Raw genomic sequence first — 24,582 nt, 5'->3', positions numbered from 1 at the left:
GACGCCTCGCTTTGACTCCACCGCTAGCGTCGGGATTCTACAGTTGTGTGACAGTGACGCTGCGGTGCGACACTCGTCCACATCCAAGGTCCGCCGCTGCGAACGTCATGGAGACGTCATGCATCTGTCATACAGCGCACCCTAGACAGAGCCGTGAAGACAGACAGGACGTGAGATGGCCGGCAAGTCCCTTTCGATCGACCCTACCGTTGATTCCTCCGCAAAACTCCAGGGCGCGACACTCGGCGCCTATTGCGAGGTCGGCGCGCGCACCATCCTCCTTGACGTGGCGATGGGCGACTATTCCTACGTGGTCAACGATGCGCAGATCACCTACACAACGATCGGAAAGTTCTGCTCGATCGCGGCGATGACCCGGATCAATCCGGGCAATCACCCGATGCACCGGGCGACGCAATCGCATTTCACCTATCGGGCCAGCGCCTATTTCCCCGGCGAGCCTGATGATGCCGAGTTCTTCGCCTGGCGGAAGGAACATCACGTCACCGTCGGTCACGATGTATGGATCGGACATGGTGCCGTCGTTCTCCCCGGCCGCAGCATCGGCACCGGCGCCGTCGTCGCAGCAGGCGCCATCGTCACCAAGGACGTGCCTGCGTATACGATCGTCGCCGGCAATCCCGCGCGCCCGATCAGGCGCCGTTTTCCGATTGAGATCGAGCAGCGCCTGATCAATCTCGCTTGGTGGAATTGGGATCACGAAGCGCTGCGCCGGGCGCTGCCGGATTTCCGCAAGCTGGAGATCACCGCGTTCCTGGACAAATACGAGGCCGCTCTCGACGGCGCCCGCGCGCTGCGGCAGAGTGCCGCCCATGACTGATCTCTCGATTTTCCACGGCCGATGCCTGATCGGGTCCGGCCTGGCCGATGCATCACTGATCGTCTCCGACGGCAAGATCGCCGCGATCGACGCGGGACGACCTGACGCGGGACTTGCGCTTGACGCCAGCGGGCTGACGGTGCTGCCCGGAATCGTCGACATCCATGGCGATGCTTTCGAGCGGCAGATGATGCCGCGCGCGGGTGTGGATTTCCCGATCGACGTGGCGCTGCTCGACAGTGATCGCCAGGCCATCAGCAACGGCATTACGACCGTGTTTCATGCTACCACCTGGTCGTGGGAGCCGGGCTTGCGCAGCGCCGGCAACGCGCGCCGCCTGCTGGAGCAGATCGAGGCGCTGCGGCCGCGGCTCGCGGCGGATACGCGCTTTCATCTGCGCCACGAGACGTACAATCTCGACGATGAGGACGAGATCCGGGGGCTGCTCGCGGCCCGGCGCATCGATCTGTTTGCCTTCAACGACCACATGGATTCGACCGTCGCGAGCCTGGACAAGCCGCATAAGCGCCAGCGCATGGTCGACCGCACCGGCCTGTCCGGCGATGAGTTCGATATCCTGGTGGCCCGCATCGCCTCGCGAGCCGACGCCGTGCCGGCGTCGATCGCCCGCCTGGCCGAGACCGCGCGCGCGGCCGGCGTGCGCATGCTGTCGCATGACGACGACAGCCCGGAGATGCGCAAGGCCTTCCGCAGCCAAGGCGTCACCATCGCCGAGTTTCCCGTCAACGAAATCACCGCGCGCGAGGCGGCTCACGGCGGCGACGCCATCGTGTTCGGCGCCCCCAACGTGGTGCGCGGCGGCAGCCATACCGGATGGACCAGGGCGAGCGACATGATCGCGAAGGGTCTCTGCTCGGTGCTGGCGTCGGACTATTATTATCCAGCCCCCCTGCTCGCCGCCTACCGGCTGGTCGCCGACGGCATCCTTCCGCTGGCGCAGGCCTGGAGCCTGATCTCGGCAGCCCCGGCGCGAGCAGCCGGCCTGCCGGACCGAGGCTCGCTCGCGAGCGGCCAGCGCGCGGACATCCTCCTCGTCGACGATCGCGAACCGATGCGCCCCCGTGTCGTCGCGGTGGTTGCGGCGGGCCGCGTGGTTCACCTGACAGAGGCCGAACGCCTCTCCACCGCCGCCACGCCGCGAGCGGTCGCGGCGGAGTAAGCAGGACATGACCGGTTTTCCGCGCTATGCGATCTACTACACGCCGGCGGCCGACGCCGCGCTGACCGTGTTCGGTGCCAGCCTGCTGGGCTACGACGCCTGGACCGGCCGGGAACGCGGCTTTCCGGAGGGCGTGCTGGATGCCGCGCCGGATTGGGGCGACCTCACCACTGACGCGCGGAAGTACGGCTTTCACGCGACCCTCAAGGCCCCGTTCAACCTGGTCGAGACACGTCCCGAGGCCGAGCTGCGCGACGCCTGCGCGGCGTTTGCGGCAGTGCCGAGAGCCGTTCCGATCATCCGGCCCGTTGTCGATGCGATCAGCGGCTTCATCGCGGTGATCCCGGGAGAGGCGTCGCACACCTTGCAGGATTTGGCCGCCGACTGCGTGCGCGCGTTCGAGCCGTTCCGCGCCCCGATGACCGCCGAGGATCGCGCCCGACGCAAGCCGGAGCTGCTCTCAGCGCGCCAACGAGACCATCTCGATCGCTGGGGCTATCCTTACGTCATGGAAGACTTTCGCTTCCACATGACCCTGACTTGCCGCCTGTCCGACGATCGGCGCGGACCGATCCTTGGGATGCTGCGTGACCGTTTCGCGGCGCTCAGCCTGACATCCCTGTCGATCGACCGTATCGCGCTGTTCCGCCAGCCGAGCGCGAGCAGCCGGTTCAGCATCATCGACAGCTGGCCGATCACCGGGAGATAGCGGCCCTTCAATTCGCAGCGCTGGCGAAATGCGGCGGCGACTGCGGATTGAACAGCGACAGCGGCGGAGAGATATCGGCGCGGTCGCGCGGCAGGGCTTCGCGCATCTCCCGCTGCAGAAAGGCGATCAGCTTCTCGCGCACCTCGCAGCGCAAGTCCCAGGCCTGCGGCGCATTGCGCGCGCTGACGAGCGCCCGAAGCTCCATCGTGCGCGCATTGGTGTCGACGACCTGAAGATTGACCACCGCGCCGTCCCAGATCTTCGACTCCTTCGCGACCTTCTCCAACTGCTTCCGGATGCGCGGCACATCCGCCTGGTAGTCCACGTGCAGCACCACGGATCCGATCAGGGAAGCCGCATCGCGCGTCCAGTTCTGGAACGGACGCTCGATGAAATAGGACAGCGGCACCACCATACGGCGCCAGTCCCACAGCCGGATCACGACATAGGTCGAGGCGATGTCCTCGACCCAGCCCCACTCGTTCTCGATGATCACGGCATCCTCGATGCGGATCGGCTGCGTCACAGCGATCTGGACGCCGGCGATCAAATTGCTCAGCAGCGGCCGCGCGGCGAGACCGACGATCAGACCGGCCGCGCCGGCCGATGCGAACAGGCTGACGCCGTATTGCCTGACGGAATCGAAGGTCATCAGCGCAGCCGAAACGGCAACAATGATGATGAGCGTGTCGATGACGCGCTTGAAGACGCGGACCTGCGTCACATGTTTGCGCGCGAGGAAGTTCTCCGCGATGTCGTCGCGGAAGCGTTTGACATATCGGGTCGACACGAGATCGACGACGCGGATGGTGATCCATCCGATCAGCGCGATGGTCGTCACCACGAACAGATGCGCCAGCGCACGGCGCCAGCCTTCGTTCAACGGCGCGAGCGGCAGCACCAGCGCCACGGCCACCAGGCAAAGCGCGAGACGCGCGGGACCCGCGGTTCTCTGCAGGATGGGAAACAGGATCGAGTTCTGTGCGCCGATCGCGCGCTTCACAAAAGCGCGCGCGACGCCATAGACGAGCAGCGCGCCGAGAACGGCCCCGATGATCAGGGCCGGTCCGACCATCCAGTCCGGAAACAGTCCGGATAGCTGCTGCACGAGTGCCTGCATGCCTTGCTCTCCCTTGGGGGTCTCGAGCGCTCTCAACGCCCGAGACCGCCGGGAGAGTCGGACGGCAGCCGCAGTGCAGCATCCACATGCTGCATGGCTCGTCTGCCGTCCGTGCGAGGAACTAGACCGCCTTGGTCAAGGCGCCGTCGACGATGAGGTTGGTTCCCGAGATACGGCTCGCCAGCGGGCTCGCCAGCATCACCACGCCATAGGCCACCTCTTCGGCCGTTCCCATGCGTCCCGTCGGATTCAGACCCATCGCCATCTTGAACAGATCAGGCGAGCCGTTCTCGATGTTCTGCCAGATGCCGCCTTCGAAATAGGTGTTGCCGGGAGAAACGGCGTTGACGCGGATACCCTTGCTCACGAGCTGGTGCGCAAGCCCCTTCGCATAATGGATCAGAGCGCCCTTGATGGCGCCGTAGGATCCCGCCGCGAAATCGACCTCGAAACCGGACACGCTGGAGATGATGCTGATCGAAGCCGACGTCGACTGCTCCAGATAGGGAACGGCCGCCGCGACCGAGTTCACGGTGTGCATCATGTCGACGCGGAAGGATTTGTCCCAAGTCTCCGGCGTGTCGCCGACGGCGAGCGCACTGACGTTGCAGATCAAGCTGTCGACGCCGCCGAACTGCTTCGCCGCGCCATCCACCCAGCCCTTGAGCGCCACGGGATCGGCGACGTCGATGCCCTGCCCCCACGCCTTGACGCCCTTGGCCGCGAGCTTCGTCACGACCTTGCCGACCGCTTCTGCATCGCGCGCGCAGATTGCGACGTTGGCGCCCTCGGCGGCGAACAGCTCGGCGATCGCAAGCCCGATGCCTTTGCTGCCGCCCGTGATCAGCACGCTCTTGCCGGCCAATCCCAGATCCATGATGTTCTCCCTTTTCGAATTTACGGCGTCAGCCGTGATAGCCAGCGAGCAAGGCCTTATTGACCTTGCAGATGTAGGTGTATTTCGGATTGACCACCTGGGTGCAGCGCGCCTCGGCGATCTGGCCGAGCAGCATGTAGGCCTCCGGTGCCGGAATCTTCCAGTCATCCTCCAGCCAGTTGATCATCTCCTCGAACGCGCTCCGCATCGCGTCCTCCAGGGGACGCGCGCAGCCGAGCGTGCAGATGTGCGTCGGCGTCTCGATCCGCGGATGGTTCAGGCGCGCCGGCGCCTTGGCGAGCGAGACCTTGACGGTGAGGTTGGCCGCGATCTCGATCGCGCCCATGCCGTTGGCTTCGCCATCGCCCTGGATCGCGTGGCAGTCGCCGAGGAAGAGATGCGCGCCGTCCTTGTTCACGCGGAAGAACACCGAATTGCCTGACGTGATCTCCTGGACGTCGAGATTGCCGCCGTGCGGACCGTTATCGACCGTCAGCACCGCGCCATGCACCGGGGCCACGCCGGCAACGCCGATCATCGGCCGGACCGGAAGCTTGACGTGTTCGTTCCACAGCACCTGGCCATCCTTGACCTCGACCACGCGGGTCTGGATGCCGAACTCCTTGCGCCGCACCCAGTCCGGGAACATGCCGATGCCCGGCCACAGTGCGGTGAAGCCGAGGCGATCGAGCTCCATGTCGAGGATATCGAGCCGCAGCATGTCACCCGGCTTGGCCCCGCGTACCTCGATCGGCCCGGTGGCGCCGTTGACATAAGGCAAGGTCACGTCGCTCTCGACCAGTTGCTGGCCGAGCGCGCGGATCGTGCCGTCATTGACGTTGATCGCGCATTCGACCACGAATGTCTCACCCGGCTCGACCGACGCAATGAAGGCGTCGTCGCCGGAGAGCGCGTATTTGATGTTGCCGGCCTTGCTGACGCGCTTTGACATGATCACTCCCTGTCATCCATTCGGATTGCTTGTTTCATCGCAACTGCCGCCGCCACGGCATCAGCAGTTGCTCGATCTTGCCGACTGCGAAGGTCAGCGCAAGGGCAAGCGCAATGGTCGCAACGAGCGCGGCGAAGACCTTCGGGATGATGTACAGCGATCCCGCCTTGAAGATCGCGTGTCCCAGTCCTTCCGATGACGACATGAACTCGCCGACGATGGCGCCGATCAGGGCGAAGCCGACTGTCAGCTTGAGCCCGGCGAAGATGTCGGTGAGCGAGGCCGGCACGACAAGCTTGCGGAAGATCTGGAACTTCGAGGCGCCGAGCGTGCGTAGAAGGTTGATCTGATCGGGATCGACGCCGGTCGCTCCCTTGTAGGAGGTGACCAGCGCAACGATCACGACTGACAGCGTCGACATCGCGACCTTCGAGATCAGTCCCGTGCCGAACCAGATGATGATGATCGGCGCCAGCGCGATGATCGGGATCGAGCCGAGCGCGATCACGAACGGCTCGACGACGCGGGAGACGAAGCGCGAATACCACAGCGACAATCCGATCACCGTGCCGATGCAATTGCCGACGAAGAAGCCGAGCAGCGTCTCCAGGCCCGTGACATAGGTGTCGCGCCACAGGCTGCCGTCAATAGCCATCTGCGACAGGAACTTGAAGATCGCCGACGGCGAGCCGAACATGAAGGCCGCCGCCTTGTTCTGACCGGTCGCATATTCCCAGAAGGCGAGGAACGCCGCGAGGACGACGAGCTGCGTAGCCAGCACCGCCAGCGTGCTGCGCAGCCGCAGCCAGCGCCGCCCCGACGCCGCCATGGCCTTGGAAGCCGGCGCGGACGCCGGCGCACTGTCGATGTCGGCCGTCATTGCAGCACCACGTCGAGATCGGCCCAGATCTGGCGGACATAGTCGCTGAAACCGGACGTCTGCCGCACGGCCATCATATCACGGCGATCGCCGCCAAGGGCGATATCGTAGACGGCCTTCACCCTGGTCGGTCGCTTCGACAGCACGATGACGCGATCAGCCAGCGAGACCGCCTCCTCGATGTCATGCGTGATCAGCAGCAGGGAGCGCCGGCCCTCCCGGACCAGGCCGGCCGTATCGTTCTCGATCAGGAGCTTACTCTGGAAATCCAGCGCGGCGAACGGCTCGTCGAGCAGCAGCACGTCCGGCTCGTTGACGAGCGTGCGCGCCAACGCGACGCGCTGCCGCATCCCGCCGGACAGGGTCGATGGATAATGATCGGCAAAGCCATGCAGCCCGAGCTGGTCGAGCATCGCGCGGCAACGGTCCTCGGCCTGGGCTGCCGGCACACCGCGGATCTCGAGGCCGAGCATCGTATTGCCGAGCGCGGTCCGCCACGGCAGCAGCAGATCCTTCTGCAGCATGTAGCCGACATTCTGCGGCTGGCCCGAGACCTCGCGGCCATGCCAGCGAATGCGGCCGGCATCGGGCGCGAGCAATCCGCACAGCGTGTTCAGGAGCGTCGTCTTCCCGCAGCCGGACGGACCGACGATGCTGATGATCTCCCCTTCCCGCAAGGTGAGGCTGAGATCGCCGATGACGGGCACGGTCTGGCCACCGTCGAGCTCATAGCTCTTGGCCACGTGCTCGACGACGAGCGGAGGCGCGGGCGCCGCGACGGCGCCCGGCCCTGTTTGCACCGTACCGCTCACCTCAGTCATTTGAGACTGGCGATCGCCTTTTCCGCAAACGAATTGTCGATGATCTGATCGAACGGTACCGAGCCCTTGGCATTGCCGAGATAGACCTGCATCTCCATCAGGTTGGCCCACTGGTCCTTCTTGGTGATGACCGACTGCGCCGGGATCAGGTATTTCAGCTCGGCATCGATCGCCTTGTCGACGACCTCGCCGGGCAGATCCGGAAACTCCTTGCGTGCGACCTCTTTCGAGAACGCCGGGTCGGCGTAGGTCTTGCGCGAGGCCTCCTCGAACGAGGTCACCAGCGCCTGCACCATCTCGGGATCCTTCTGGATCGTGGTCGGCAGCACCATGATGCCGGTGTTGCAGAACGGGCCGATATAGTTGGAGAAGTCGAACACGACCTTCGCGCCCTGCGCTTCGGCGGCGGCGACGCTGGGCTGATAGGCGATGGCGATATCGGCCTGCCCCGCCAGCATCGCGGCGATCTCGGTGCCGGGATTGACCGGCACGATGGTCGCATCGACGCCCACCTTCATGCCCGCTTTCTCCAGCAGGCGCTTGGCGACGCTGAAATTGGTGTTGGGTTCGGGCGAGGTCACGATCTTGAGGCCCTTGAAGCCCTTGGGATCGGTGATCGGCTCGAGCGTCTTGGAGACGCCGAAATAGTGCGCGCGCTGCACGACCGTGCCGACGACGACGCCGGGGCCGCCGTTCTCGCGCGAGATCTGCGCCATGGTCGCGTCGCCGATGGCGAAATCAGCGGAGCCACCGAGCACGGCGGCAAAGGTCTGGGTGTCGCCGCCCGCGGCGCTCACCTGCATGTCCAGGCCGTTCTTCTTGAAGATGCCGGCATGCATGCCGACGTAGAGATTGATGTAGCCGAGATTGTGCACGGCCTCGCTGAAGCGGACCGTCTTCAGGCCGGCCGCCGCAGCCGTTCTGGTGCCCAACAGCGCAGGCGCGCTGAGGCCGGCGGCCACCGCCGCAGACGTCATCAGAAAACGACGTCGATCGATGAATGGATTTGCGCTCGCGGATGATGCCGAGACACGTTCGCTCATGGTGCAGAACTCCTCCCAGGCGTTGAAAGTTCGTGAGGAGACTATGGTCAGGGCGCCGCGCAGCAAGGCGAAATAACAGACGGGATCTGCTGAAAAGCTGACAAAAACAAGGGCCTCGGCGACCGGCATCACTGCGCGACGCTGCGCGCTGCCGAGCCCTTGTCACCTTGCTGCCGCTTCCGAAGCCGCCCTGGTCAAACGTGCATCGCAGCAAGGGCAATAATGTCAATTTTGCCATTCCGGCCGCACAAAGAAATTGCACGTTCGGATCGCGGGCCGCTGCCGCCCAGACCTCACATAAGCGCCACGACGCCCGGCGCATCAACCTCATTGTGCGCTGGCCGCGATACGCACCTTCCGCATGCACTCCACGCATTCACGCGAGTGTCACGAATCGCACGCGGTCGTTTGAGCTTCCCGCTTCCTGGTCAGATCTCGAACATTGCAATTATTCGCAGTCGCAACATCCGCAAAACGAGTGTTGCGTTTCCGACAAAGCATTGATGTTGATAGCTAATGGCATATCGCTTGCAATGCACAATGCGCCTCGCTATTGCAGCGCAGAAATTTCTTGGAGTGCGACATGCTGGGAATTGGAAGTAAGCTGCCTTCGTTCGAAATCGTCGGTGTGAAGCCCGGTTTTCACCTGCAGGAGGAGAAGGGCGAGAGCGCCTTCGAAACCCTGACCGAAGCCAGCTTCCCTGGGAAGTGGAAGATCATCTTCTTCTATCCGAAGGACTTCACCTTCGTCTGCCCGACCGAGATCGCCGAGTTCGCGCGCCTGTCGAGCGACTTCGCCGATCGTGATGCCGTCGTGCTCGGCGGCTCGACCGACAACGAATTCTGCAAGCTGGCCTGGCGCCGTGACCACAAGGATCTGCACAAGCTGCCGATCTGGCAGTTCGCCGATACCAAGGGCTCGCTGGTCGACGGCCTCGGTGTGCGTTCGCCGGATGGCGTGGCCTATCGCTACACCTTCATCGTCGACCCCGACAACACGATCCAGCACGTCTACGCGACCAACCTCAACGTCGGCCGCGCACCGAAGGACACGCTGCGCGTGCTCGACGCGCTGCAGACCGATGAGCTCTGCCCGTGCAACCGCGAGGTCGGCGGCGAGACCCTGAAGGTCGCTTGATCATGTCGATCGAGCAGCTCAAGGATCAGATCCCGGACTTCGCCAAGGACGTCAGGCTGAACCTGTCGTCCATGGCGTCCGACGAGACGCTCTCGCCGCAGGCCAAGTATGGCCTGTTCGTCGCCTGCGCGATCGCGACCCGCAATCCGACGGTGACGGCGGCGTTCGAAGCGGTCGCGGCCGCGCAGCTGTCGCCGGCGGCCCTGACGGCGGCGAAATCGGCCGCCGCGATCATGGCGATGAACAACGTCTACTACCGCTTCGTGCACCTTGCCTCGAACAAGGACTACGCCACGATGCCGGCACGGCTGCGGATGAACGTCATCGCCAATCCCGGCGTCGACAAGGCCGATTTCGAGCTGTGGTCGCTCGCGGTCTCCGCCATCAATGGCTGCGGCACCTGCATCGACTCGCATGAGAAGGTGCTTCGGGACGCGGGCGTTGCCACCGCCACGATCCAGACCGCGGTGCGCTTCGCTGCCATCATTCAGTCGGTTGCCGTCGCGATCGAAGCCGCGGGTGTGACCGTCGCGCTGGCGGCCGAGTAGAAATCGACCCGATCTGTGAATGCGGCCGGCATCGTCCGGCCGCATTTCATTTTGCCCGCCTCGCGCATGAGTTGCATGTCATTCCGCCGCGCTCCGTTCTGATCGGTCGGCTAAGCCCCTGACCTCGCGGCAAAGTTGAAGACGCTGCGGCACCCTGATACTCCTGATAGTCATCTCCATCCCGGTCTTGCTTTCCTTCGGCTCGCGCAATGCGCGTATTCATCCATGTGACACGCCGGGAAATTTCCACTAAATAGCCTTACCAACTCACCCTTCCCGCCAAGAACATTGATCAGCTTAGGGCCCAAGCAACATCGATTGTGACCAGGGCGCGCGAAAACGGTGGCGCGCATGTCGGAAGGAAATCGGACCTGTCAGTCTCGACGGAAGCGTTGGCGCAATCTCGCCGATGTCGCATGATGCGCACTTCGGACTGGCGGTGCGCGCCCGACGCCCTGAAGCTATCTCCCACGGCAACGCCGTTGGAGACCGGAGGCTAGTGATGAGTGCTCCAGATCAGAACGATCAGGCCAAGCCGGCGCCGCCTTGGGCCAGCGAAGAGCTTCGCCGTTATGCCCCGCGCCGGCATCAAGCGGACGCCGGCTTGGTGTCGGACCAGCCTGAGCAGGGCGTCCCGCTGCCGCATCATCTGGTCGCCCGGCAGAACTTCCTTCCCGCCCGGCCTCCTGCGCTCGATCTCGACGATGAAGACACCCGGCGCGCCTGGAGCGCCCAGCTCGATCCGGTGGTCATGCCGCTCCCGCCGGACGATTCGGACAAGGCCACCCGGCTTGGCGGGATCATCAAGGTCGCCGCAGCCATTGGCGTTGCGGCGTCCGTCGCGATGATCGTGGCGAACATGGTCTCTTTCGACAACGGCGCAGCGACACCGGGCGGCAAGAGCACGATCATGCCGTCCACCGTCTTGGAGAGCCTGGCCCAGATCGACCCGGCGGAAGCCAAGGTCGCCCAGGAGGATCCGCCGCAGACCGTTGCCGCACTCGCCCCCTCGACTGGCGAGACCACGATGCGGCCATGGCCGTCGGCGCCCGCTTCGCCTGCCCCGGCCGCAGCACCACCGCCCATGTCCAATCTGTCCCCGGCTCTTCCCGCAGCTCCGCCCCGCGCCGTCGCTCCACTGCCCCGAGACGAAGTGGATGCGCTGATGAAGCGCGGTCGCGACCTGCTGGCAGCGGGCGATGTTGCAAGCGCGCGCCTGATCCTGACGCGGCTGTCGGAGGCCGGCGTGGCGGATGCGTCTCTGCTGCTGGCGCGCACCTACGATCCTGCCGAGCTGGCCAAATCGCGGCTCCTCGGCGCCGTCCCGGACGCCGCCAAGGCGCGGACCTGGTACCTCAAGGCCGCGGAGCAAGGATCGCCGGAGGCCAGCCGCCGCGTCTCGGCACGCTGACGCCGCGAACGAGGCTCCGATGCAGGCGTGGCGCGATCATGCCGTCGGTGGCTTCCGCGAGATTCGTACCTGCACATCGCGCGGGCGCGCCAGATAGGGCGCGGATGTCACCAGCAGATCGGCGCCGGCTGCGGCATAGTCAGCTGCATTGTCGGCGTTGACGCCGCCGGCGGCTGCGATGATCGGTCGCCTCGGCAAGGCAGCCATCGTCTCGACCCGTTTCGCGAGCGCGCCGATCTCCGCCGGCGGAAACTTCTCGGCCTGGATCACGTCGAAGCCGGCCACGGCCGCCGCAACCGCTTGCTCGATCGTCGTGACTTCGATGACCAGCCTCTTCTCCGGCGCTCCCCGCCGCAGCCGCTCCGCCATGTCGGCCAACGGCACATCGTCGAGAAAAGCCCGATGCTCCGGAAAGACCAGAAGCGTCTCCGACAGGCCAAGCCGGTGCATCACCGCGCCGCCGGCCTTCACGGCGGCAACGGCGAACGGTTTGGTGCCGGGCACGTTCTTGCGGGTGCAGGCCACGGCGATACCGGGCCTCACCGCACGCGCCGCGCCGACGATCGCGGCCGCCTCGGTGGCAACGCCAGACCAGATCTCGATCAGCGTCTGTGCCACCTTCCAACTGCGTAGCAGGCCTGCAGCGTCGCCCTCTGCGCGCAGGATCTGAGCGCCCTCCTCGAGCACCGTCCCGCTGCCGGACAACAACTCGACGCGGCAGCCCGTCAGCTCGATCAGCGCAGCCGCATCCTCCGCCAGCGCCAACACCATCCGGCCGCGCGCCGCGAACTGCATCACGCCGGGTTCGGCTCCGATTCCGAGCGTCTCCGTCGTCAGGTCGCCATAGGGGACATCATCGCGCAGGAGCGCTTCGAGATCCTGTTTCGTAGCGGTGGTCGGCACGCGCGACATCTCCTCTTGGTCCCCGGGACCGTTTCTCGATATATCTCCAGCGCGCTGCTCGACCTCGATCGCCGGACCAACATGGTCAGGCGGGAGGACGACAGCCATCCGAGGTCGCCCCATGACGCCGCACGAACTTGCCGAGCCGGACGAGCTCGATCCGCCCCGCCTCGCGGCCATTCTCTACGGACCGGGCGACGACGCCGACACCCTGCTCGACGATTTCGTGCAAGGCCTGGTACAGCGCGGGGTGCGCGTCGGCGGCATCGTCCAGCGCAACACGCGGGACGAGATCGGCCGCAAGAGCGGAATGGATGTCATCGACCTCACCAATGGCGATACGATCTCGATCTGCCAGGACCTCGGCAGCGGATCCACCGCCTGCAAGCTCGACTCCGCAGGCCTCGCCGAAGCCGGCATGGCCGTCCACCGCGCCATCGCCGCTCATGCCGATCTCATCGTGGTGAACAAGTTCTCCAAGCAGGAATCGGCTGGCGGCGGATTGCGCGGCGAGCTCGCTGACGCGATCACGTCCGGAATTCCGGTGCTGACCGCCGTGCCGCAGAAATGCATCGAAGACTGGCGGACCTTCACCGGCAATCTCGGCACCCTGCTGCCCCCGTCGCGCTCCGCAATGGAGTCCTGGTGGCTGGACCTCAGCACGGTTCGTACCTCCGCCGGCTGACCGGCGCCGGCGCATGAGGCTGGCCGCTACTTGCCAATCATCACGTCGGACGACTTGATCACGGCCGACACAGTGTCGCCGACCGCGAGCCCAAGCTCTTCCACGGCTTCATTGGTAATCGCCGAAAACACCGTCAGTCCCGGCGCGAGCTCGACTCTGACATGGGCCGTGGTCGCGCCCTTGGACACCGAGACGACCGTCCCCGGCAAAACATTCCGTGCGCTCAGCTTCACCTGCCGCTCCTCATTCCCCCGCAGCTCCATTGCTGCGATCGGATGTAAGCAAAGACGGCGCCAGAACTCAATGACCTATATCAATTGCGATATAGGATAGACCGGACGGCCACACACCTCATGTGCTACGCCGTCCCTGGCCTCTGCCAATCTCAACCGAACTTGAACAGCACGCCATAGCCGCCGCGTGGATAGCTCCACTCGATGTCGCCGCTGGCCTCGCCGATCACCCGGCAGGTGCCGCATTCGATGCAGCCGTCGACGGTGATCTCGACCTGGCCGGAGTCGTTCAGCTCATAGCACCGCGCCGGGCAGGCCTTGAGCAGCGCCTTGAGCTGCGGGCTCGGCGTCGTATGCGGACGGACCTTGATATGGGCCCGGCCGGGATCGACCTGGTAGCGATTGTAGAACAGCTTGTCTTCGACCCGCACTGCGACGTCCGTGCTCATGTCCGTTCTCCCTTGGCTCCGGTTGCTTCGTTCATTCCTCGACTAGCGCCACGCCCGCGCGAACTTGAAGGCGTCGCCAAACAGGCCCGTCCACGACCGCGCACTCACGAAGGAGCGCAGCGTGCTGCTCTCCTTCTCCTTCTTCGGCGTGCCGTCGACGCGCACGAAGTTCTGCATCGCCTTGGAGACGAGCTGCGGATAGGTGAGGAAGAAGTTCTGCGACTGGTTGTGCAGCAGCGCCGGCATGTCCTTGTACTTCTTCAGATCCTTGATGACGAAGGACTCCTCCAGCATCTTCTTGTAGAGCGAAAGGTTAGCCTTGGTCATCGGATCGCGGCGCGACTTGACCTGGAAGATCGCCTCGGCCGCGATGCGGCCGGAGGTCATGGCAAGGTTCGATCCCTCGCGATGAATCGCATTGTTGAGCTGGGCGGCATCGCCGACCACCACCCAGCCATCGCCGCAGAGCTCGGGAATCGCGTTGTAACCGCCTTCGGGGATCAGGTGCGCCGAGTACTCCTTCACCTCCGAGCCTTCGATCAGCGGCGCCACCGACGGATGCCGCTTGAAGTTCTCGAGCAGGCCGTAGGGCGTCTCGCCGGTCTTCTGGAAGTCGGAGACGAGACAGCCGATGCCGAGCGAGATGCACTCCTTATTGGAGTAGATGAAGCCCATGCCTGTCATGCCGCGGGAGATCGTGCCGGCGGCCTCGATCACCGCGCCTTCGTCGCCCTTGAGGTTGAAGCGTGCCTCGATCGTCTCGCGCGGCAGGAAGTGCATCTCCTTGACCGCGAGCGCAACGTTCTCCGGCTTCGGCCGCTCGCGCAGGCCGGCGCGCGTGCCGAGCAGGCCGTTGACGCCTTCGGCCAAAACGACCACGTCGGCGTGGATCTCACCGTCGCGGCGATCGGTCCTGACGCCGATCACCTTCCCGTAGGCATCCTGAGCCAGCTCCGTTACCGTGGTCTCGCACAGCACCGTGGCGCCGGCTTCCTTGACCTTGGACGAGAACCATTTGTCGAACTGGGCGCGGATGATGGTGTAGCGGTTCGGCTTCTCCTCGTTGAAGTCGTCCGACTTGTAGTGCAGACCGACATGCGACTTGTCGTCCAGCATCCAGAAGCGCTGCTCGACCAGGTGCCGCTCCAGCGGCGCCTCCTCGCGGAACTCCGGGATCAGCTTCTCCAGCATGTCGGCATAGAGGATCGCGCCCTGCACGTTCTTCGAGCCGGAATACTCGCCGCGCTCGAGCTGCAGCACCTTCATGCCGCGCTGGGCCATGGTCAGCGCAGCCGCATTGCCGGCCATGCCGGCGCCCACGACGATCGCGTCGAAACGTTCCTCGATCATTGCCCTGCTCCTCTGGTGCCTAGCTAGCGATGCGGTCGCGCGAATGCGGCGACAGACGCGCGCGGAATGCTTCGGTCAGCGCCGGCAGTAGCCGGATCGCGTCGGTGACGATGCCGATATGCGCGAAGTCGAAGATCGGCGCGTTCTTGTCGGTGTTGATGGCGACGATCAGGTCGGCGCCCTCGACGCCGACCCGATGCTGGATCGCGCCGGAGATGCCGGCGGCGATATAGAGCTTCGGACGGATGGTCTTGCCGGTCTGCCCGATCTGGCGGTCGGAGGTGACCCAGCCCTTCTGCACCAGCGGCCGCGAGCAGCCGAACTCGGCGCCGAGCACCGCAGCCAGCCCCTTGACGAGCTGGAAGTTCTCGGGCGAGCCCAGGCCCAGACCGCCGGCGACGACGATGTCGGCATAGGCCAGATTCGATTTGGCGGAGTCGCGATCCGGAATAAAGGACAGGATTTTGGTGACGATGTCCTCCTCCACCAGGCCGAGCTTGTGCTCGATGATCCGGGTCGCCGGCTTCTCGATGCGCTCGGGCATCGGCATCACGCGCGGGCGCACGGTCGCCATCTGCGGCCGATAGTTCAGCGTGTAGATCGTGCACAGCAGCGAGCCGCCGAAGGTCGGCCGCGTCGCCGCCAGCGAGCCGTCGGCATCGACGTCGAGCTCGGTGCAGTCGGCGGTGAGACCGGTCAGCAAGGTGGTCGCCACCGAGCCGGCGAGATCACGGCCCAGGGTGGTGGCACCGAGCAGCAGGATCTCAGGCTTGAAGGTGTTGACGGTGTCCGTCAGCGCCTTGGTGTAGGCTTCGTTGCGATAGTCGGTGAGCACCTCGTCGGCGACGATATAAGCGAGATCGGCGCCGTAGCAGAACGATTCCGCCGCGGCATGCTGCACGGCCTCTCCGGGCGGTCCGATCACCACCGCTGCGAGATCGACCTTCAGCTTGTCTGCGAGCTTGCGGCCGGCGCCCATCAGCTCCCAGGAGACAGGATGAACCTGGCCACGCTCCTGCTCGATGAACACCCAGACGTGCTTGTAGGCCTTGAAATGCTCCGGCAGCTCCTTCTTGGTCGCGGCGCGACCGGCTGCGGCGGGCGGTGCTTTGGTGGGTTCGCTCATGGTCGTCGTTCCCTCGATCCGTCAGAAGCCGTTGGTCAGAAGCCGTGCGCCGACGAAATCAGTTCGGCTTCGAGCTTCGGCTGGCGCTTGAACAGTTCTTCGATCAGCGCCTCCGCCGGCGGCTTATTGGCGAAGTCGACGAAGACCGCCTTTTCGGCGCGTGCCGACGGCGCGAACACGCGCTTGACGATGGTCGGCGAGCCCTTCAGGCCGCACTTGGAGATGTCCTCGACGCCTGCGTCCTTGGCGCTCCAGGTCACGATCTGCGCCCGCGCGGCGCGCAGTGCGTCGGCCATGGCGCCGCGGCGAATCTCGTTGGTCGCCTCCAGCATCGTCACGAGACAAGGCAGCTTGGTCTTGAGCACCTGCACGCCGCCTTCCGAGCGGCGCTCGGCCTCGATGGTGCGCGCGACCGGATCGACCTCGTTGATCTTGGCCACATAGGTGAGTTGCAGCAGCCCGAGCCGCTTGGCGATACCGGGCCCCACCTGTGCGGTGTCGCCGTCGATGGTCTGCTTGCCGGTGAACACGATATCCGGCGCACCGAAGGTCTCGCTTATCTTGCGGATGGCGGTCGCCAGCGCATAGGTCGTCGCCAGCGTGTCGGCACCTGCAAAGAAGCGGTCGGTGAGCAGCACCGCGCGATCGGCCCCGTAGGTCAGCGCGCGGCGCAACGAATCCTCGGCCGAGGGCGGGCCCATGGTCAGCACGGTCACTTCGCCGCCGAACTTGTCGCGCAGCTGCAACGCGGCTTCGAGCGCGAACAGGTCGTAGGGATTGATGATGGTCGGCACGCCCTGGCGCATGATGGTATTGGTCACCGGATGGACGCGGATCTGCGCGGAGTCCGGGACCTGCTTGATGCAGACGACGATATGCATGCGATCTCTCCGGTGTAGGGCCTGCAATCAGGACAGCAATTGTCGTACCAGTTTCGAGCACGATGAATCTCATCGCCGATTCAATGCCTTGACCGAGACACTTGAAATTCTGCCGAGACGTCCTGCAGAGGTCCGACACGTCGCAAGCAACACGCGTCGGGAAAACGACAGGAGCTCAACTCGCTTAGCTCGTTAGCAAACAGAAGCGCCGCCGGCAGAACCGGCGGCGCTTGCGGATATCATGATGAGTTCGTCTGCTACTTGAGCGTCGTCAGCGACACGAACGGCTTGGGCGCCGGCTTCGACGGCGCCACGGCTTCCTTGAGCACCTTGAAGACGCGCTGGTCGAGCGGCGTCGACACTACGAAGTCCTGATAGGCCTGCTCCAGGAACGATTTGCAGCGGGTTGCGATCTCGTCGTTGGAGACGCCCGAGAAGTCCTCGCTGACGAGATATTGGCCCATCCGCCTGAGAATGTGCAGACGACAGACGTTCAGGACCTTGGGATCATAGTCGACGCCAAGCAGCTTGAAGAATTCTTCGGCCGCGGACGTCTGCTTCAGTTGCTCGAGCACATTCGGTGTTGCCGCACTCATTGCTTCGCTCCTTGAATCAAAGTCGGGTCAACTTCGCATCCGTTGATCGGCACCGGCGGCGGCGGCCCCTGGCGCACCTTCTGCCGGACATGCGCGAGCTGCGCTTCGAGGAACTCGATGCGGTCGAGCATCACCGACAGCGCCTCTCCGACGGGATCAGGCATCAGATGATGATCGAGATCGATACGGCCGACGGTGCGACGGTGCGTGAACTCCGGCCGCACCACCTTGGCCGGAATGCCGACCACAGTGACGTCAGGCGGGGTGCTCTGGATGACGACGGAGTTGGCGCCCACACGCGTGCGCGGCCCGATCGTGATCGGCCCGAGGATCTTGGCGCCCGCCCCGACGACGACGCCGTTCTCCAAGGTCGGATGCCGCTTGCCCGGCGACCAGGACGTGCCGCCGAGGGTGACGCCGTGGTACAGGGTGACGTCGTCGCCGACCTCGGCGGTCTCGCCGATCACGACGCAGGCGCCGTGGTCGATGAAGAAGCGGCGGCCGATCTCGGCGCCCGGATGAATGTCGACATTGGACAGGAAGCGTCCGAGCCACGACAGCAGCCGCGCCGGAAACCGCCAGCCGTTGATCCAGAAGCGGTGCGCGAGGCGATGCCAGATCAGCGCGTGGATGCCGGGATAGGTCAGCAAGGTCTCGATCTCGCTGCGCGCGGCGGGATCGCGCGAGCGGACGCAGCCGATGTCCTCGCGGATCAGCCGGAACAACGAGGGCGGGCTCGCTTCGGCGGCGACAGGCTTGGCGATCGGGTTGTCCACGATATCGGTCATGCTCAGGCAAAGCTCGCGTGCGGGTGATCACAGACTTCGCGCCAGATGGCGGCAACGGCTTCCTTCGGCACCGGCCCCTTATGCGCGACCGCATGCTTGCGCACCCGCGCGAGGATGCGTTGCGCCTGGTCGGCGCTCGCCGGCAGGCGCAGATCCGACAGCAGCGAGGTGATCGCCGAGAGACCTGAATGCTTGCCGATCACGATCCGGTTGGAACGGCCGAATAGCATCGGATCGAGCGCCTGATAGGTGCGCTGGTCCTTGAGCAGACCGTCGACGTGAATTCCCGACTCGTGGGTGAAGACATGCTCGCCGACGATCGCCTTGTTGAGCGGAATCGCGCGCGCCGCGGCGGCGGCCACGACATTCGCGACATGGTCGAGCTCGGCCAGCACGATTCCAGTCTCGCGGCCGTAGAGCTGCCGCAGCGCCACGGCGACCTCTTCCAGCGGCGCATTGCCGGCGCGTTCGCCGAGCCCGATCACCGTGACGGATGCATGCGTCGCGCCGGCCTTGACCGCGGCCAGCGTGTTGGCGGTGGCGAGACCAAGATCGTCATGGCCATGAAACTCGATTTCCAAGTCGGTCGTCGCACGCAAGGCACCGACCAGCGCGGAGGTCGCGTCGGGATCGAGCACGCTCAGCGTATCGGCGACACGGAAGCGGCGCGCACCGAGCGCCTTCGCGGTCGCGATCACCTCAGCGAGAAAGCCGACATCCGCGCGCGACGAGTCCTCCCCGCCAACGGCGACCGCCAATCCTCGGCTCCTGGCATAACCCACGACGCGCTTGAGCAGATCCAGCGCAGCACTCCGGCCACCGCCGAGCTTGGCGGCGATCTGCACGTCCGATGTCGGGATGGAGACATTCACCATCGACACGCCCGCGGCGATCGCGGCATCGACGTCGGCCTCGCGCATCCGGCACCAGCCGATGATGGTTGCCGGCAGATCGGCCTCGACGATGGCGCGGATGGCGGCGATCTCGTCGGCCCCCATCGCGGGCGTGCCGGCCTCGATCTCGGGAACGCCAGCCCGCGCCAGCGCGCGGGCGATCGCGACCTTCTCGGTGAGGGCGAAAGCGACGCCCGGGGCCTGCTCGCCATCGCGGAGCGTGGTGTCGTTGAGGATGACCCGGGGCATCGGGCTCCCGGACGTCGAACTCCCAAGACCCTTGCTCCCGAAAGCAGAGCCGGCATCCCGGGCACTCCTGATGCCATTCTTGGGCCCGCGCGGTCCGAGGACGTCAGGCATTCACTTGCTCCGTCGCAACCTGTGTCGACCGCCAGAGCTCGACGCTCCATCCACGGCCTGTCAGTCACTCAGCAACGGCCATGCCAGGGCGGCCACCGCTTTTAATCGCTTGAATTTGCGTGTATTTTCCGAGCGACCGAGATTGTCGGCTTTGTAACAGGGTCGGAAATCGGACGTGCCGGAGATGGAAAGACTTGCGGCCGACGCGGTGGCCTGCGCCTCAGCCGTGGCGACTGCGGCGCAGGTGAATGACGACGTCGATCCGCTCCATGGCATAGCCCGGCAGCGGCTCGGGCAGTTGCTCGAACGCGACGACATCCGGCACGTCGACGAGCTCGCCCTCGTCCTCGTAGAAGAAGTGCGGATGCACCGTGGTGTTGGTGTCGAAGAACGACCGGGAGCCGTCGACGCCGATCTGCCTGAGCAGACCGAGCTCCACGAACTGATTGAGCGTATTGTAGATGGTCGCCTGCGAGATCTTCATGCCGGTCGCAACCGCCTCGGCATAGAGCACATCGGCGGTGATGTGACGGTTGCCATTGCCGAACAGGATGCGGCTGAGCTGCTGGCGCTGCTGGGTCGGGCGCAAGCCGGCCAGCCTCAGCGCGTCCTCGCAGCGGCGCATCAGGGCCTCGCCAGCCTCGCAGGTCTCCGCTTCGGGACAGCGTCCGTGGTCGGAGTTACAGGGAGATCCAAGCTGGGGGTCCATCAACATCGTCGCAGTCCTTGACTTTACATGGCGGCGTTGGCCGCCTCCTGCAGCGCCACCTCGCGGCGCCGCTCGGCCATCCGGCTCTCACCGCTCTCCTCGCCAAAGCAGAGCGCGAAATCGTTGCATTGGGTGCAGACCGGCGTCGTGCACATCACGAAGCCGTCGTCCTCGCACAGCATGCGGTAGAAGAAGCGCTTCCAGCGCATGTTTCTCGTGTTGCGGCTCGCCAGCGGCCCGAAATGGCGCATCAGCAGCCGCGACAATTCGGACCGCTCGCGCAAGCCGAGGTCTTCCCAGAGATGGTTCGGCTCCATCGCGCGCCGCGCGACCATCGCCGCGAGCCAGCGGCTGACGTCGCCATCGGTCGAGCGCTGTGCCGCCAGCAGATCGCGCACCATCGCGATCTCGTCGTCATCGGGAGCTGGAGCTGCGCCGTTGATCGGCAGCCAGGTCGAATCGATCGCGGCGGCGGGAAACAACTGCGCCAGCAGCGCGATCAGCTCGACGGTCGAAAGCCCTGCGCGCTCAGCGAGCGCGCCATGCTCCATCGCCGACACTGCGAGGATCGATGCGATCACGTGGCGGTCGAAGTCGAAGTCGTCGTCGATCACCGCCTCGGCTGGGTCGTTCCCTGTCAGCAGGCGGTAGATCTGCCGGCCATGATGCCGCTTGTCGTCCTCGAAGGCGAGCGGTGCTTGCAGGTTCACCGCGGCGGCATGCGACGTATCGACGATTGCGATGGTCATGGCGCGATCTCCTATCGAGGCCGATGAGAGTTCGAAGAAGAGGTACCGGCCTTCCGACGGGAGGAAGGCCGGTACCAAGACTGCTTAAGCCGTTGCGGCGAGTTCGGCGGCAGTCTTTCCGATCTGGCTCTCGTCGACCGCCTTCATGATGCCGTGCTCCATCAGCATGTCCTCGAGCTCGTCCATCGTGATCGGCGTCGGGATGATGCCCTTGCCGGCATTGCCGTGGATCTTGGTCGCCAAGTTGCGGTAGTGATTGGCCTGGACCGACTCCGGCGCGTACTCCAGAACGGTCATACGGCGCAGCTCGGCGTGCTGCACGATGTTGTCGCGCGGCACGAAGTAGATCAGCTGGGTGCCGAGCTTCTTGGCCAGGGCCTCAGCCAGCTCCAGCTCCTTGTCGGTCTGGCGCTCGTTGCAGACCAGGCCGCCCAGGCGCACGCCGCCGGAGTTCGCATACTTCAGAATGCCCTTGGAGATGTTGTTGGCGGCATACATCGCCATCATCTCGCCGGACATCACGATGTAGATCTCCTGCGCCTTGTTCTCGCGGATCGGCATCGCGAAGCCGCCGCAGACCACGTCGCCGAGCACGTCGTAGGACACGTAGTCGATGTCCTCGTAGGCGCCGTTCTCTTCCAGGAAGTTGATCGAGGTGATCACGCCGCGGCCGGCGCAGCCGACGCCCGGCTCCGGACCGCCGGACTCGACGCAACGGATGTCGCGATAGCCGACCTTCATGACCTCTTCGATCTCGAGGTCCTCGACGCTGCCGGCGGCAGCGGCCAGGCTCAGGATGGTGTCCTGCGCCTTAGCGTGCAGGATCAGGCGGGTCGAATCCGCCTTGGGGTCGCAGCCGACGATCAGGATCCGATGACCCATCTCGGCCAGCGCGGCCAGGGTGTTTTGCGACGTCGTCGACTTGCCGATGCCGCCTTTGCCGTAGAATGCGATTTGTCGCAGGGATGCCATTCTGCTCTCCATCAACCGATTGCTAAGGTCGCGCCTGCTTGTCCGCAGGGCGGGACCGCGTCCTCTCATGTGTCCGAACCGGCAGACGGGTTATTGGGAAGGAGAGCATCGCTCGTCCGAAGCGTCGGCGTGCACTCAGCCCTCAACCATTGCCTGAACAGAGTTTTGCAACGGCTGTGCCAGCGCCCGCGGTGCAGCAAAATGATTGTGTTTAGAAGGAGATGCCAAACAATCCTGGGATCGATGCGCGTTGTTGCAAACCCGACATCGGAACGCTTCGCAAGATCGCGCGCGGGGCCGCGCTGTCCGAAACGACACAACGGCCGCTGTTTTCCTGCGGAATCGGAGCCGGAACGGGATTTGCTAGATCCTCGTCGCAGCCTTGCGGCCAAGGATCTTGCGATTTGAGGAGGATGCGATGCAGATCGGAGTTGAAACGGCGAAAGCGGTGGACCAGCGGCGCGTGTTCGTGATCGACGATGACGAGATCACCCGCGCCGCCCTGCAGTTCATGCTGCACGATGAGATCGAGACTCACGAGCTGGCGACACCGGAAGAAGCCTATGAGAAGGGCGTCGACTGGCTGGCGCCGAACGTGGTCCTGCTCGGGGTCTCCTTTCTCAAGCAGCGCGGGCCTGAGCTGGTGCGCGAGATCGCCGCCAAGTTCAAGGGCGTTCGGATCCTGATCGTGACCGCGAAGGCGGACGAGGCGATCGCCATCGAAGGGCTGAAGGCGGGCGCGCATGGCGCAGTGGTCAAGCCGCTCACCATCGAGTCCGTGCGCAAGAAGGTCGACACCATTCTCGGCCGCGCCGGCGGCGCGCAGTTGGTCCAGCTCGGCGGGCTCTGACGTGGCCACCGTCGTGTTCTACGAGAAGCCGGGCTGCGGCACCAACGCCCGGCAGAAGCTGATGCTAACGCGCGCCGGCCACGAGGTCGTCGCGCGAAATCTCCTGACCGAACCGTGGACCGGCGAGCGGCTGCGCGCCTACTTCGCCGGAACGCCGGTGTGGTCCTGGTTCAACCCGGCCTCGCCGCGCGTCAAATCCGGAGAAATCGAGCCGGAGGCGACCAACGCGGTCGCAGCCATCGACCTGATGCTGGAGGACCCGCTGCTGATCCGGCGTCCCCTGATCGAGGCCGGCGGCCAGTGCTGCGCCGGCTTCGATCGCGAGCCGGTGCTGTCGCTGCTGCAGCGGGAGGATGATCTCGACGACGTCCAGGGCTGCACGCGGCCCGAGGCCTCACCCTGCCCGGAGCCGCGCTGAGCGGCTCCGGTCGAAGCCTCAGCGCTTCAGCACCATCACCAGCCGGTCGACGCGCTTGCCTTGCTTGAAGTGGGATTCGACGATCTCGTCGATATCCTCGGGCTTGGTCGGCCGATACCAGATGCCATCGGGATAGACCACCATCATCGGCCCGGCGCTGCAGAAGCCGAAGCAGCCGGCCGCGGTGACACCGACATCCGTCAGCCGCTGCGCCTCGATCGTCTTGGTCAGCCGGTCCCACAGCGGCTGCACGCCGAGCGCGCCGCAGCTGCCGCGCGGATGGCCCGGCGGACGCTGCGTCAGGCAGACGAAGGCGTGATATTTGTAGAGCTGCGGAATCTCGAAATCGTCATCCGCCTCTGCGACACCGCCGTCGCTCATGATGCGGCCGCCTTGATGCCCTTGTCGGCCAGCAGGGTCGCGAGCTCGCCGGCCTGGAACATTTCGCGCACGATGTCGCAACCGCCGACGAACTCGCCCTTGATATAGAGCTGAGGAATGGTCGGCCAGTTGGAGAACTCCTTGATGCCCTCGCGGATGAAGGGATCCGCCAGCACGTTGACGCCTTCATAGGGGACGTCGAGCTTAGCCAGGATCTGCGCAACGGCAGCCGAGAAGCCGCATTGCGGCGCCGCCGGCACGCCCTTCATAAAGAGAACGATGTCATTGCTGTCGATCAGCTTCTGAATGCGTTCGGATGTCGACATTGTATTATCCTTTCGTCCCTGGATGTGTCGCGGCAGCGATCATTTCGGCAATGACGTCTCGAGCGCCAGCGCATGCAGCACGCCGCCCATCTGGCCCTTGAGGGCCGAATAGACCATCTGATGCTGCTGCACCCGGCTCTTCCCGGCGAAAGCCTGCGAGGTGACGCGTGCCGAATAATGGTCGCCGTCACCGGCCAGGTCTTCGATCACGACGACTGCATCCGGGAACGCCTCCTTGATCAGACGTTCGATATCAGTTGCTGCCATCGCCATCGTTGTGTCTCCCGCTGGATTGATGATGGCGTCATGCAAGCTCCGAACCAGCGATTTGCGGGTACCGGACGCTGTCCCGGCTCTGCTCAAGCGGCGATTTGACGACGAGCGCGTCGGCTT

At 64.9% G+C, this 24,582-nt stretch carries 30 protein-coding genes; 9 read left to right on the top strand and 21 right to left on the bottom strand.

Going from position 1 to position 24,582, the window contains the following annotated elements; genetic code table 11:
• Nucleotides 1-175: 175 nt before the first annotated feature.
• From ACQR1Y_RS07535 to ACQR1Y_RS07525, 3 genes are read left to right on the top strand one after another with little or no spacing between them, the layout of a single operon-like run.
• Complete coding sequence (locus tag ACQR1Y_RS07535) at nt 176-841, top strand: chloramphenicol acetyltransferase (RefSeq protein WP_434876449.1); 666 nt, start codon at nt 176-178, stop codon at nt 839-841.
• Nucleotides 834-2,021, top strand: coding sequence for an alpha-D-ribose 1-methylphosphonate 5-triphosphate diphosphatase (locus tag ACQR1Y_RS07530; RefSeq protein ID WP_434876450.1), 1,188 nt, complete (start codon nt 834-836; stop codon nt 2,019-2,021). Before ACQR1Y_RS07535 ends, ACQR1Y_RS07530 begins: the two co-directional genes overlap by 8 nt.
• Before the next feature lie 7 nt (nt 2,022-2,028).
• On the top strand, nt 2,029-2,730 hold the full coding sequence (locus ACQR1Y_RS07525; protein ID WP_434876451.1) for a DUF1045 domain-containing protein: 702 nt from the start codon (nt 2,029-2,031) through the stop codon (nt 2,728-2,730).
• 7 nt (nt 2,731-2,737) lie between these two features.
• On the opposite strand, the gene ACQR1Y_RS07520 is transcribed toward ACQR1Y_RS07525, so the two are convergent.
• The 6 genes from ACQR1Y_RS07520 to ACQR1Y_RS07495 form a co-directional block, all read right to left on the bottom strand.
• Nucleotides 2,738-3,850, bottom strand: a complete 1,113-nt coding sequence (locus tag ACQR1Y_RS07520; protein WP_434876452.1) for a mechanosensitive ion channel family protein — start codon at nt 3,848-3,850, stop codon at nt 2,738-2,740.
• A gap of 121 nt (nt 3,851-3,971) precedes the next feature.
• A complete protein-coding gene (locus ACQR1Y_RS07515; RefSeq protein WP_434859301.1) occupies nt 3,972-4,727 on the bottom strand; it encodes an SDR family NAD(P)-dependent oxidoreductase in 756 nt (251 codons plus the stop codon).
• Nucleotides 4,728-4,755: 28 nt separating this feature from the next.
• Complete coding sequence (locus ACQR1Y_RS07510; protein ID WP_434876453.1) at nt 4,756-5,679, bottom strand: acetamidase/formamidase family protein; 924 nt, start codon at nt 5,677-5,679, stop codon at nt 4,756-4,758.
• 34 nt (nt 5,680-5,713) lie between these two features.
• Nucleotides 5,714-6,559 carry an ABC transporter permease gene (locus ACQR1Y_RS07505; protein WP_434876454.1) on the bottom strand — a complete coding sequence of 282 codons (846 nt, stop codon included), beginning with the start codon at nt 6,557-6,559 and terminating at the stop codon, nt 5,714-5,716.
• Nucleotides 6,556-7,380, bottom strand: coding sequence for an ABC transporter ATP-binding protein (locus ACQR1Y_RS07500; protein ID WP_434876455.1), 825 nt, complete (start codon nt 7,378-7,380; stop codon nt 6,556-6,558). The genes ACQR1Y_RS07505 and ACQR1Y_RS07500 overlap by 4 nt, the downstream gene beginning before the upstream one ends.
• Nucleotides 7,377-8,423 carry an ABC transporter substrate-binding protein gene (locus ACQR1Y_RS07495; RefSeq protein WP_434859297.1) on the bottom strand — a complete coding sequence of 349 codons (1,047 nt, stop codon included), beginning with the start codon at nt 8,421-8,423 and terminating at the stop codon, nt 7,377-7,379. Before ACQR1Y_RS07495 ends, ACQR1Y_RS07500 begins: the two co-directional genes overlap by 4 nt.
• 583 nt (nt 8,424-9,006) lie before the next feature.
• On the opposite strand from ACQR1Y_RS07495, the gene ACQR1Y_RS07490 reads away from it, so the two are divergent.
• From ACQR1Y_RS07490 to ACQR1Y_RS07480, 3 genes are all read left to right on the top strand, one after another.
• Nucleotides 9,007-9,561 (top strand): peroxiredoxin, encoded by a 555-nt coding sequence (locus tag ACQR1Y_RS07490; RefSeq protein WP_434876456.1) that lies wholly within the window; start codon nt 9,007-9,009, stop codon nt 9,559-9,561.
• A gap of 2 nt (nt 9,562-9,563) precedes the next feature.
• Nucleotides 9,564-10,109 (top strand): carboxymuconolactone decarboxylase family protein, encoded by a 546-nt coding sequence (locus ACQR1Y_RS07485; RefSeq protein ID WP_434876457.1) that lies wholly within the window; start codon nt 9,564-9,566, stop codon nt 10,107-10,109.
• A 409-nt stretch (nt 10,110-10,518) separates the two neighbouring features.
• Nucleotides 10,519-11,520, top strand: coding sequence for a sel1 repeat family protein (locus ACQR1Y_RS07480; protein WP_434876458.1), 1,002 nt, complete (start codon nt 10,519-10,521; stop codon nt 11,518-11,520).
• A gap of 36 nt (nt 11,521-11,556) precedes the next feature.
• Here the strand turns inward: ACQR1Y_RS07480 and modD are convergent, their stop codons facing one another.
• Nucleotides 11,557-12,423 carry a ModD protein gene (gene modD, locus ACQR1Y_RS07475; protein WP_434876459.1) on the bottom strand — a complete coding sequence of 289 codons (867 nt, stop codon included), beginning with the start codon at nt 12,421-12,423 and terminating at the stop codon, nt 11,557-11,559.
• Between the two features lie 121 nt (nt 12,424-12,544).
• On the opposite strand from modD, the gene ACQR1Y_RS07470 reads away from it, so the two are divergent.
• Entirely contained in the window at nt 12,545-13,108 is a 564-nt protein-coding gene (locus ACQR1Y_RS07470) for a DUF2478 domain-containing protein (protein ID WP_434876460.1), read from the top strand.
• 26 nt (nt 13,109-13,134) lie between these two features.
• Here ACQR1Y_RS07470 and ACQR1Y_RS07465 read toward each other — a convergent pair whose 3' ends face one another.
• The 11 genes from ACQR1Y_RS07465 to nifH all read right to left on the bottom strand — a co-directional run bounded on the left by ACQR1Y_RS07465 (nt 13,135) and on the right by nifH (nt 22,214).
• Complete coding sequence (locus ACQR1Y_RS07465; protein ID WP_434859293.1) at nt 13,135-13,341, bottom strand: TOBE domain-containing protein; 207 nt, start codon at nt 13,339-13,341, stop codon at nt 13,135-13,137.
• Between the two features lie 152 nt (nt 13,342-13,493).
• Nucleotides 13,494-13,790, bottom strand: a complete 297-nt coding sequence (locus ACQR1Y_RS07460) for a ferredoxin family protein (RefSeq protein ID WP_006609708.1) — start codon at nt 13,788-13,790, stop codon at nt 13,494-13,496.
• A gap of 42 nt (nt 13,791-13,832) precedes the next feature.
• Nucleotides 13,833-15,140 carry an FAD-dependent monooxygenase gene (locus ACQR1Y_RS07455; protein WP_434859292.1) on the bottom strand — a complete coding sequence of 436 codons (1,308 nt, stop codon included), beginning with the start codon at nt 15,138-15,140 and terminating at the stop codon, nt 13,833-13,835.
• A gap of 19 nt (nt 15,141-15,159) precedes the next feature.
• Nucleotides 15,160-16,266 (bottom strand): electron transfer flavoprotein subunit alpha/FixB family protein, encoded by a 1,107-nt coding sequence (locus tag ACQR1Y_RS07450; protein ID WP_434876461.1) that lies wholly within the window; start codon nt 16,264-16,266, stop codon nt 15,160-15,162.
• Nucleotides 16,267-16,301: 35 nt separating this feature from the next.
• Nucleotides 16,302-17,147, bottom strand: coding sequence for an electron transfer flavoprotein subunit beta/FixA family protein (locus ACQR1Y_RS07445; RefSeq protein WP_434859290.1), 846 nt, complete (start codon nt 17,145-17,147; stop codon nt 16,302-16,304).
• Nucleotides 17,148-17,404: 257 nt separating this feature from the next.
• Nucleotides 17,405-17,743, bottom strand: a complete 339-nt coding sequence (nifW, locus tag ACQR1Y_RS07440) for a nitrogenase stabilizing/protective protein NifW (RefSeq protein WP_434876462.1) — start codon at nt 17,741-17,743, stop codon at nt 17,405-17,407.
• On the bottom strand, nt 17,740-18,531 hold the full coding sequence (gene cysE, locus ACQR1Y_RS07435; protein WP_434876463.1) for a serine O-acetyltransferase: 792 nt from the start codon (nt 18,529-18,531) through the stop codon (nt 17,740-17,742). Before cysE ends, nifW begins: the two co-directional genes overlap by 4 nt.
• A 2-nt stretch (nt 18,532-18,533) precedes the next feature.
• Nucleotides 18,534-19,673 (bottom strand): homocitrate synthase, encoded by a 1,140-nt coding sequence (nifV, locus tag ACQR1Y_RS07430; protein ID WP_434859288.1) that lies wholly within the window; start codon nt 19,671-19,673, stop codon nt 18,534-18,536.
• A 331-nt stretch (nt 19,674-20,004) separates the two neighbouring features.
• The gene (irrA, locus tag ACQR1Y_RS07425; protein WP_434876464.1) at nt 20,005-20,499 is read right to left on the bottom strand and encodes an iron response transcriptional regulator IrrA; all 495 of its coding nucleotides are present in this window, start codon (nt 20,497-20,499) and stop codon (nt 20,005-20,007) included.
• 17 nt (nt 20,500-20,516) lie between these two features.
• On the bottom strand, nt 20,517-21,242 hold the full coding sequence (locus ACQR1Y_RS07420; protein ID WP_434876465.1) for a nitrogen fixation protein NifQ: 726 nt from the start codon (nt 21,240-21,242) through the stop codon (nt 20,517-20,519).
• Between the two features lie 84 nt (nt 21,243-21,326).
• A complete protein-coding gene (gene nifH, locus ACQR1Y_RS07415; protein WP_012045780.1) occupies nt 21,327-22,214 on the bottom strand; it encodes a nitrogenase iron protein in 888 nt (295 codons plus the stop codon).
• 418 nt (nt 22,215-22,632) lie between these two features.
• On the opposite strand from nifH, the gene ACQR1Y_RS07410 reads away from it, so the two are divergent.
• Both ACQR1Y_RS07410 and ACQR1Y_RS07405 read left to right on the top strand, forming a co-directional pair.
• A complete protein-coding gene (locus tag ACQR1Y_RS07410; RefSeq protein WP_041756928.1) occupies nt 22,633-23,064 on the top strand; it encodes a response regulator transcription factor in 432 nt (143 codons plus the stop codon).
• 1 nt (nt 23,065) lies between these two features.
• On the top strand, nt 23,066-23,482 hold the full coding sequence (locus ACQR1Y_RS07405) for an ArsC/Spx/MgsR family protein (RefSeq protein ID WP_434859285.1): 417 nt from the start codon (nt 23,066-23,068) through the stop codon (nt 23,480-23,482).
• 18 nt (nt 23,483-23,500) lie between these two features.
• Here the strand turns inward: ACQR1Y_RS07405 and ACQR1Y_RS07400 are convergent, their stop codons facing one another.
• Genes ACQR1Y_RS07400 through ACQR1Y_RS07390 form a run of 3 tightly spaced genes read right to left on the bottom strand, consistent with a single transcriptional unit; the run spans nt 23,501 to nt 24,462 of the window.
• The gene (locus ACQR1Y_RS07400; RefSeq protein WP_434859284.1) at nt 23,501-23,863 is read right to left on the bottom strand and encodes a (2Fe-2S) ferredoxin domain-containing protein; all 363 of its coding nucleotides are present in this window, start codon (nt 23,861-23,863) and stop codon (nt 23,501-23,503) included.
• Nucleotides 23,860-24,189, bottom strand: a complete 330-nt coding sequence (grxD, locus tag ACQR1Y_RS07395; protein ID WP_434859283.1) for a Grx4 family monothiol glutaredoxin — start codon at nt 24,187-24,189, stop codon at nt 23,860-23,862. Before grxD ends, ACQR1Y_RS07400 begins: the two co-directional genes overlap by 4 nt.
• Nucleotides 24,190-24,228: 39 nt before the next feature.
• Complete coding sequence (locus ACQR1Y_RS07390; RefSeq protein WP_006609694.1) at nt 24,229-24,462, bottom strand: BolA/IbaG family iron-sulfur metabolism protein; 234 nt, start codon at nt 24,460-24,462, stop codon at nt 24,229-24,231.
• Nucleotides 24,463-24,582 lie beyond the last annotated feature (120 nt).

Source organism: Bradyrhizobium sp. HKCCYLRH3099, from assembly GCF_051167855.1.
Classification (GTDB): Bacteria; Pseudomonadota; Alphaproteobacteria; order Rhizobiales; family Xanthobacteraceae; genus Bradyrhizobium.
This window is presented reverse-complemented; position numbering and strand designations above follow the sequence as displayed.

Bases quoted from the DNA above. Each gene is read 5' to 3' on its own strand.
- ACQR1Y_RS07535 (WP_434876449.1), top strand. From the start codon at position 176: ATGGCCGGCAAGTCCCTTTCGATCGACCCTACCGTTGATTCCTCCGCA.
- ACQR1Y_RS07530 (WP_434876450.1), top strand. From the start codon at position 834: ATGACTGATCTCTCGATTTTCCACGGCCGATGCCTGATCGGGTCCGGC.
- ACQR1Y_RS07525 (WP_434876451.1), top strand. From the start codon at position 2,029: ATGACCGGTTTTCCGCGCTATGCGATCTACTACACGCCGGCGGCCGAC.
- ACQR1Y_RS07520 (WP_434876452.1), bottom strand. From the start codon at position 3,850: ATGCAGGCACTCGTGCAGCAGCTATCCGGACTGTTTCCGGACTGGATG.
- ACQR1Y_RS07515 (WP_434859301.1), bottom strand. From the start codon at position 4,727: ATGGATCTGGGATTGGCCGGCAAGAGCGTGCTGATCACGGGCGGCAGC.
- ACQR1Y_RS07510 (WP_434876453.1), bottom strand. From the start codon at position 5,679: ATGTCAAAGCGCGTCAGCAAGGCCGGCAACATCAAATACGCGCTCTCC.
- ACQR1Y_RS07505 (WP_434876454.1), bottom strand. From the start codon at position 6,559: ATGACGGCCGACATCGACAGTGCGCCGGCGTCCGCGCCGGCTTCCAAG.
- ACQR1Y_RS07500 (WP_434876455.1), bottom strand. From the start codon at position 7,380: ATGACTGAGGTGAGCGGTACGGTGCAAACAGGGCCGGGCGCCGTCGCG.
- ACQR1Y_RS07495 (WP_434859297.1), bottom strand. From the start codon at position 8,423: ATGAGCGAACGTGTCTCGGCATCATCCGCGAGCGCAAATCCATTCATC.
- ACQR1Y_RS07490 (WP_434876456.1), top strand. From the start codon at position 9,007: ATGCTGGGAATTGGAAGTAAGCTGCCTTCGTTCGAAATCGTCGGTGTG.
- ACQR1Y_RS07485 (WP_434876457.1), top strand. From the start codon at position 9,564: ATGTCGATCGAGCAGCTCAAGGATCAGATCCCGGACTTCGCCAAGGAC.
- ACQR1Y_RS07480 (WP_434876458.1), top strand. From the start codon at position 10,519: ATGTCGCATGATGCGCACTTCGGACTGGCGGTGCGCGCCCGACGCCCT.
- ACQR1Y_RS07470 (WP_434876460.1), top strand. From the start codon at position 12,545: ATGACGCCGCACGAACTTGCCGAGCCGGACGAGCTCGATCCGCCCCGC.
- ACQR1Y_RS07460 (WP_006609708.1), bottom strand. From the start codon at position 13,790: ATGAGCACGGACGTCGCAGTGCGGGTCGAAGACAAGCTGTTCTACAAT.
- ACQR1Y_RS07455 (WP_434859292.1), bottom strand. From the start codon at position 15,140: ATGATCGAGGAACGTTTCGACGCGATCGTCGTGGGCGCCGGCATGGCC.
- ACQR1Y_RS07450 (WP_434876461.1), bottom strand. From the start codon at position 16,266: ATGAGCGAACCCACCAAAGCACCGCCCGCCGCAGCCGGTCGCGCCGCG.
- ACQR1Y_RS07445 (WP_434859290.1), bottom strand. From the start codon at position 17,147: ATGCATATCGTCGTCTGCATCAAGCAGGTCCCGGACTCCGCGCAGATC.
- nifW (WP_434876462.1), bottom strand. From the start codon at position 17,743: ATGAGTGCGGCAACACCGAATGTGCTCGAGCAACTGAAGCAGACGTCC.
- cysE (WP_434876463.1), bottom strand. From the start codon at position 18,531: ATGACCGATATCGTGGACAACCCGATCGCCAAGCCTGTCGCCGCCGAA.
- nifV (WP_434859288.1), bottom strand. From the start codon at position 19,673: ATGCCCCGGGTCATCCTCAACGACACCACGCTCCGCGATGGCGAGCAG.
- irrA (WP_434876464.1), bottom strand. From the start codon at position 20,499: ATGTTGATGGACCCCCAGCTTGGATCTCCCTGTAACTCCGACCACGGA.
- ACQR1Y_RS07420 (WP_434876465.1), bottom strand. From the start codon at position 21,242: ATGACCATCGCAATCGTCGATACGTCGCATGCCGCCGCGGTGAACCTG.
- nifH (WP_012045780.1), bottom strand. From the start codon at position 22,214: ATGGCATCCCTGCGACAAATCGCATTCTACGGCAAAGGCGGCATCGGC.
- ACQR1Y_RS07410 (WP_041756928.1), top strand. From the start codon at position 22,633: ATGCAGATCGGAGTTGAAACGGCGAAAGCGGTGGACCAGCGGCGCGTG.
- ACQR1Y_RS07400 (WP_434859284.1), bottom strand. From the start codon at position 23,863: ATGAGCGACGGCGGTGTCGCAGAGGCGGATGACGATTTCGAGATTCCG.
- grxD (WP_434859283.1), bottom strand. From the start codon at position 24,189: ATGTCGACATCCGAACGCATTCAGAAGCTGATCGACAGCAATGACATC.
- ACQR1Y_RS07390 (WP_006609694.1), bottom strand. From the start codon at position 24,462: ATGGCGATGGCAGCAACTGATATCGAACGTCTGATCAAGGAGGCGTTC.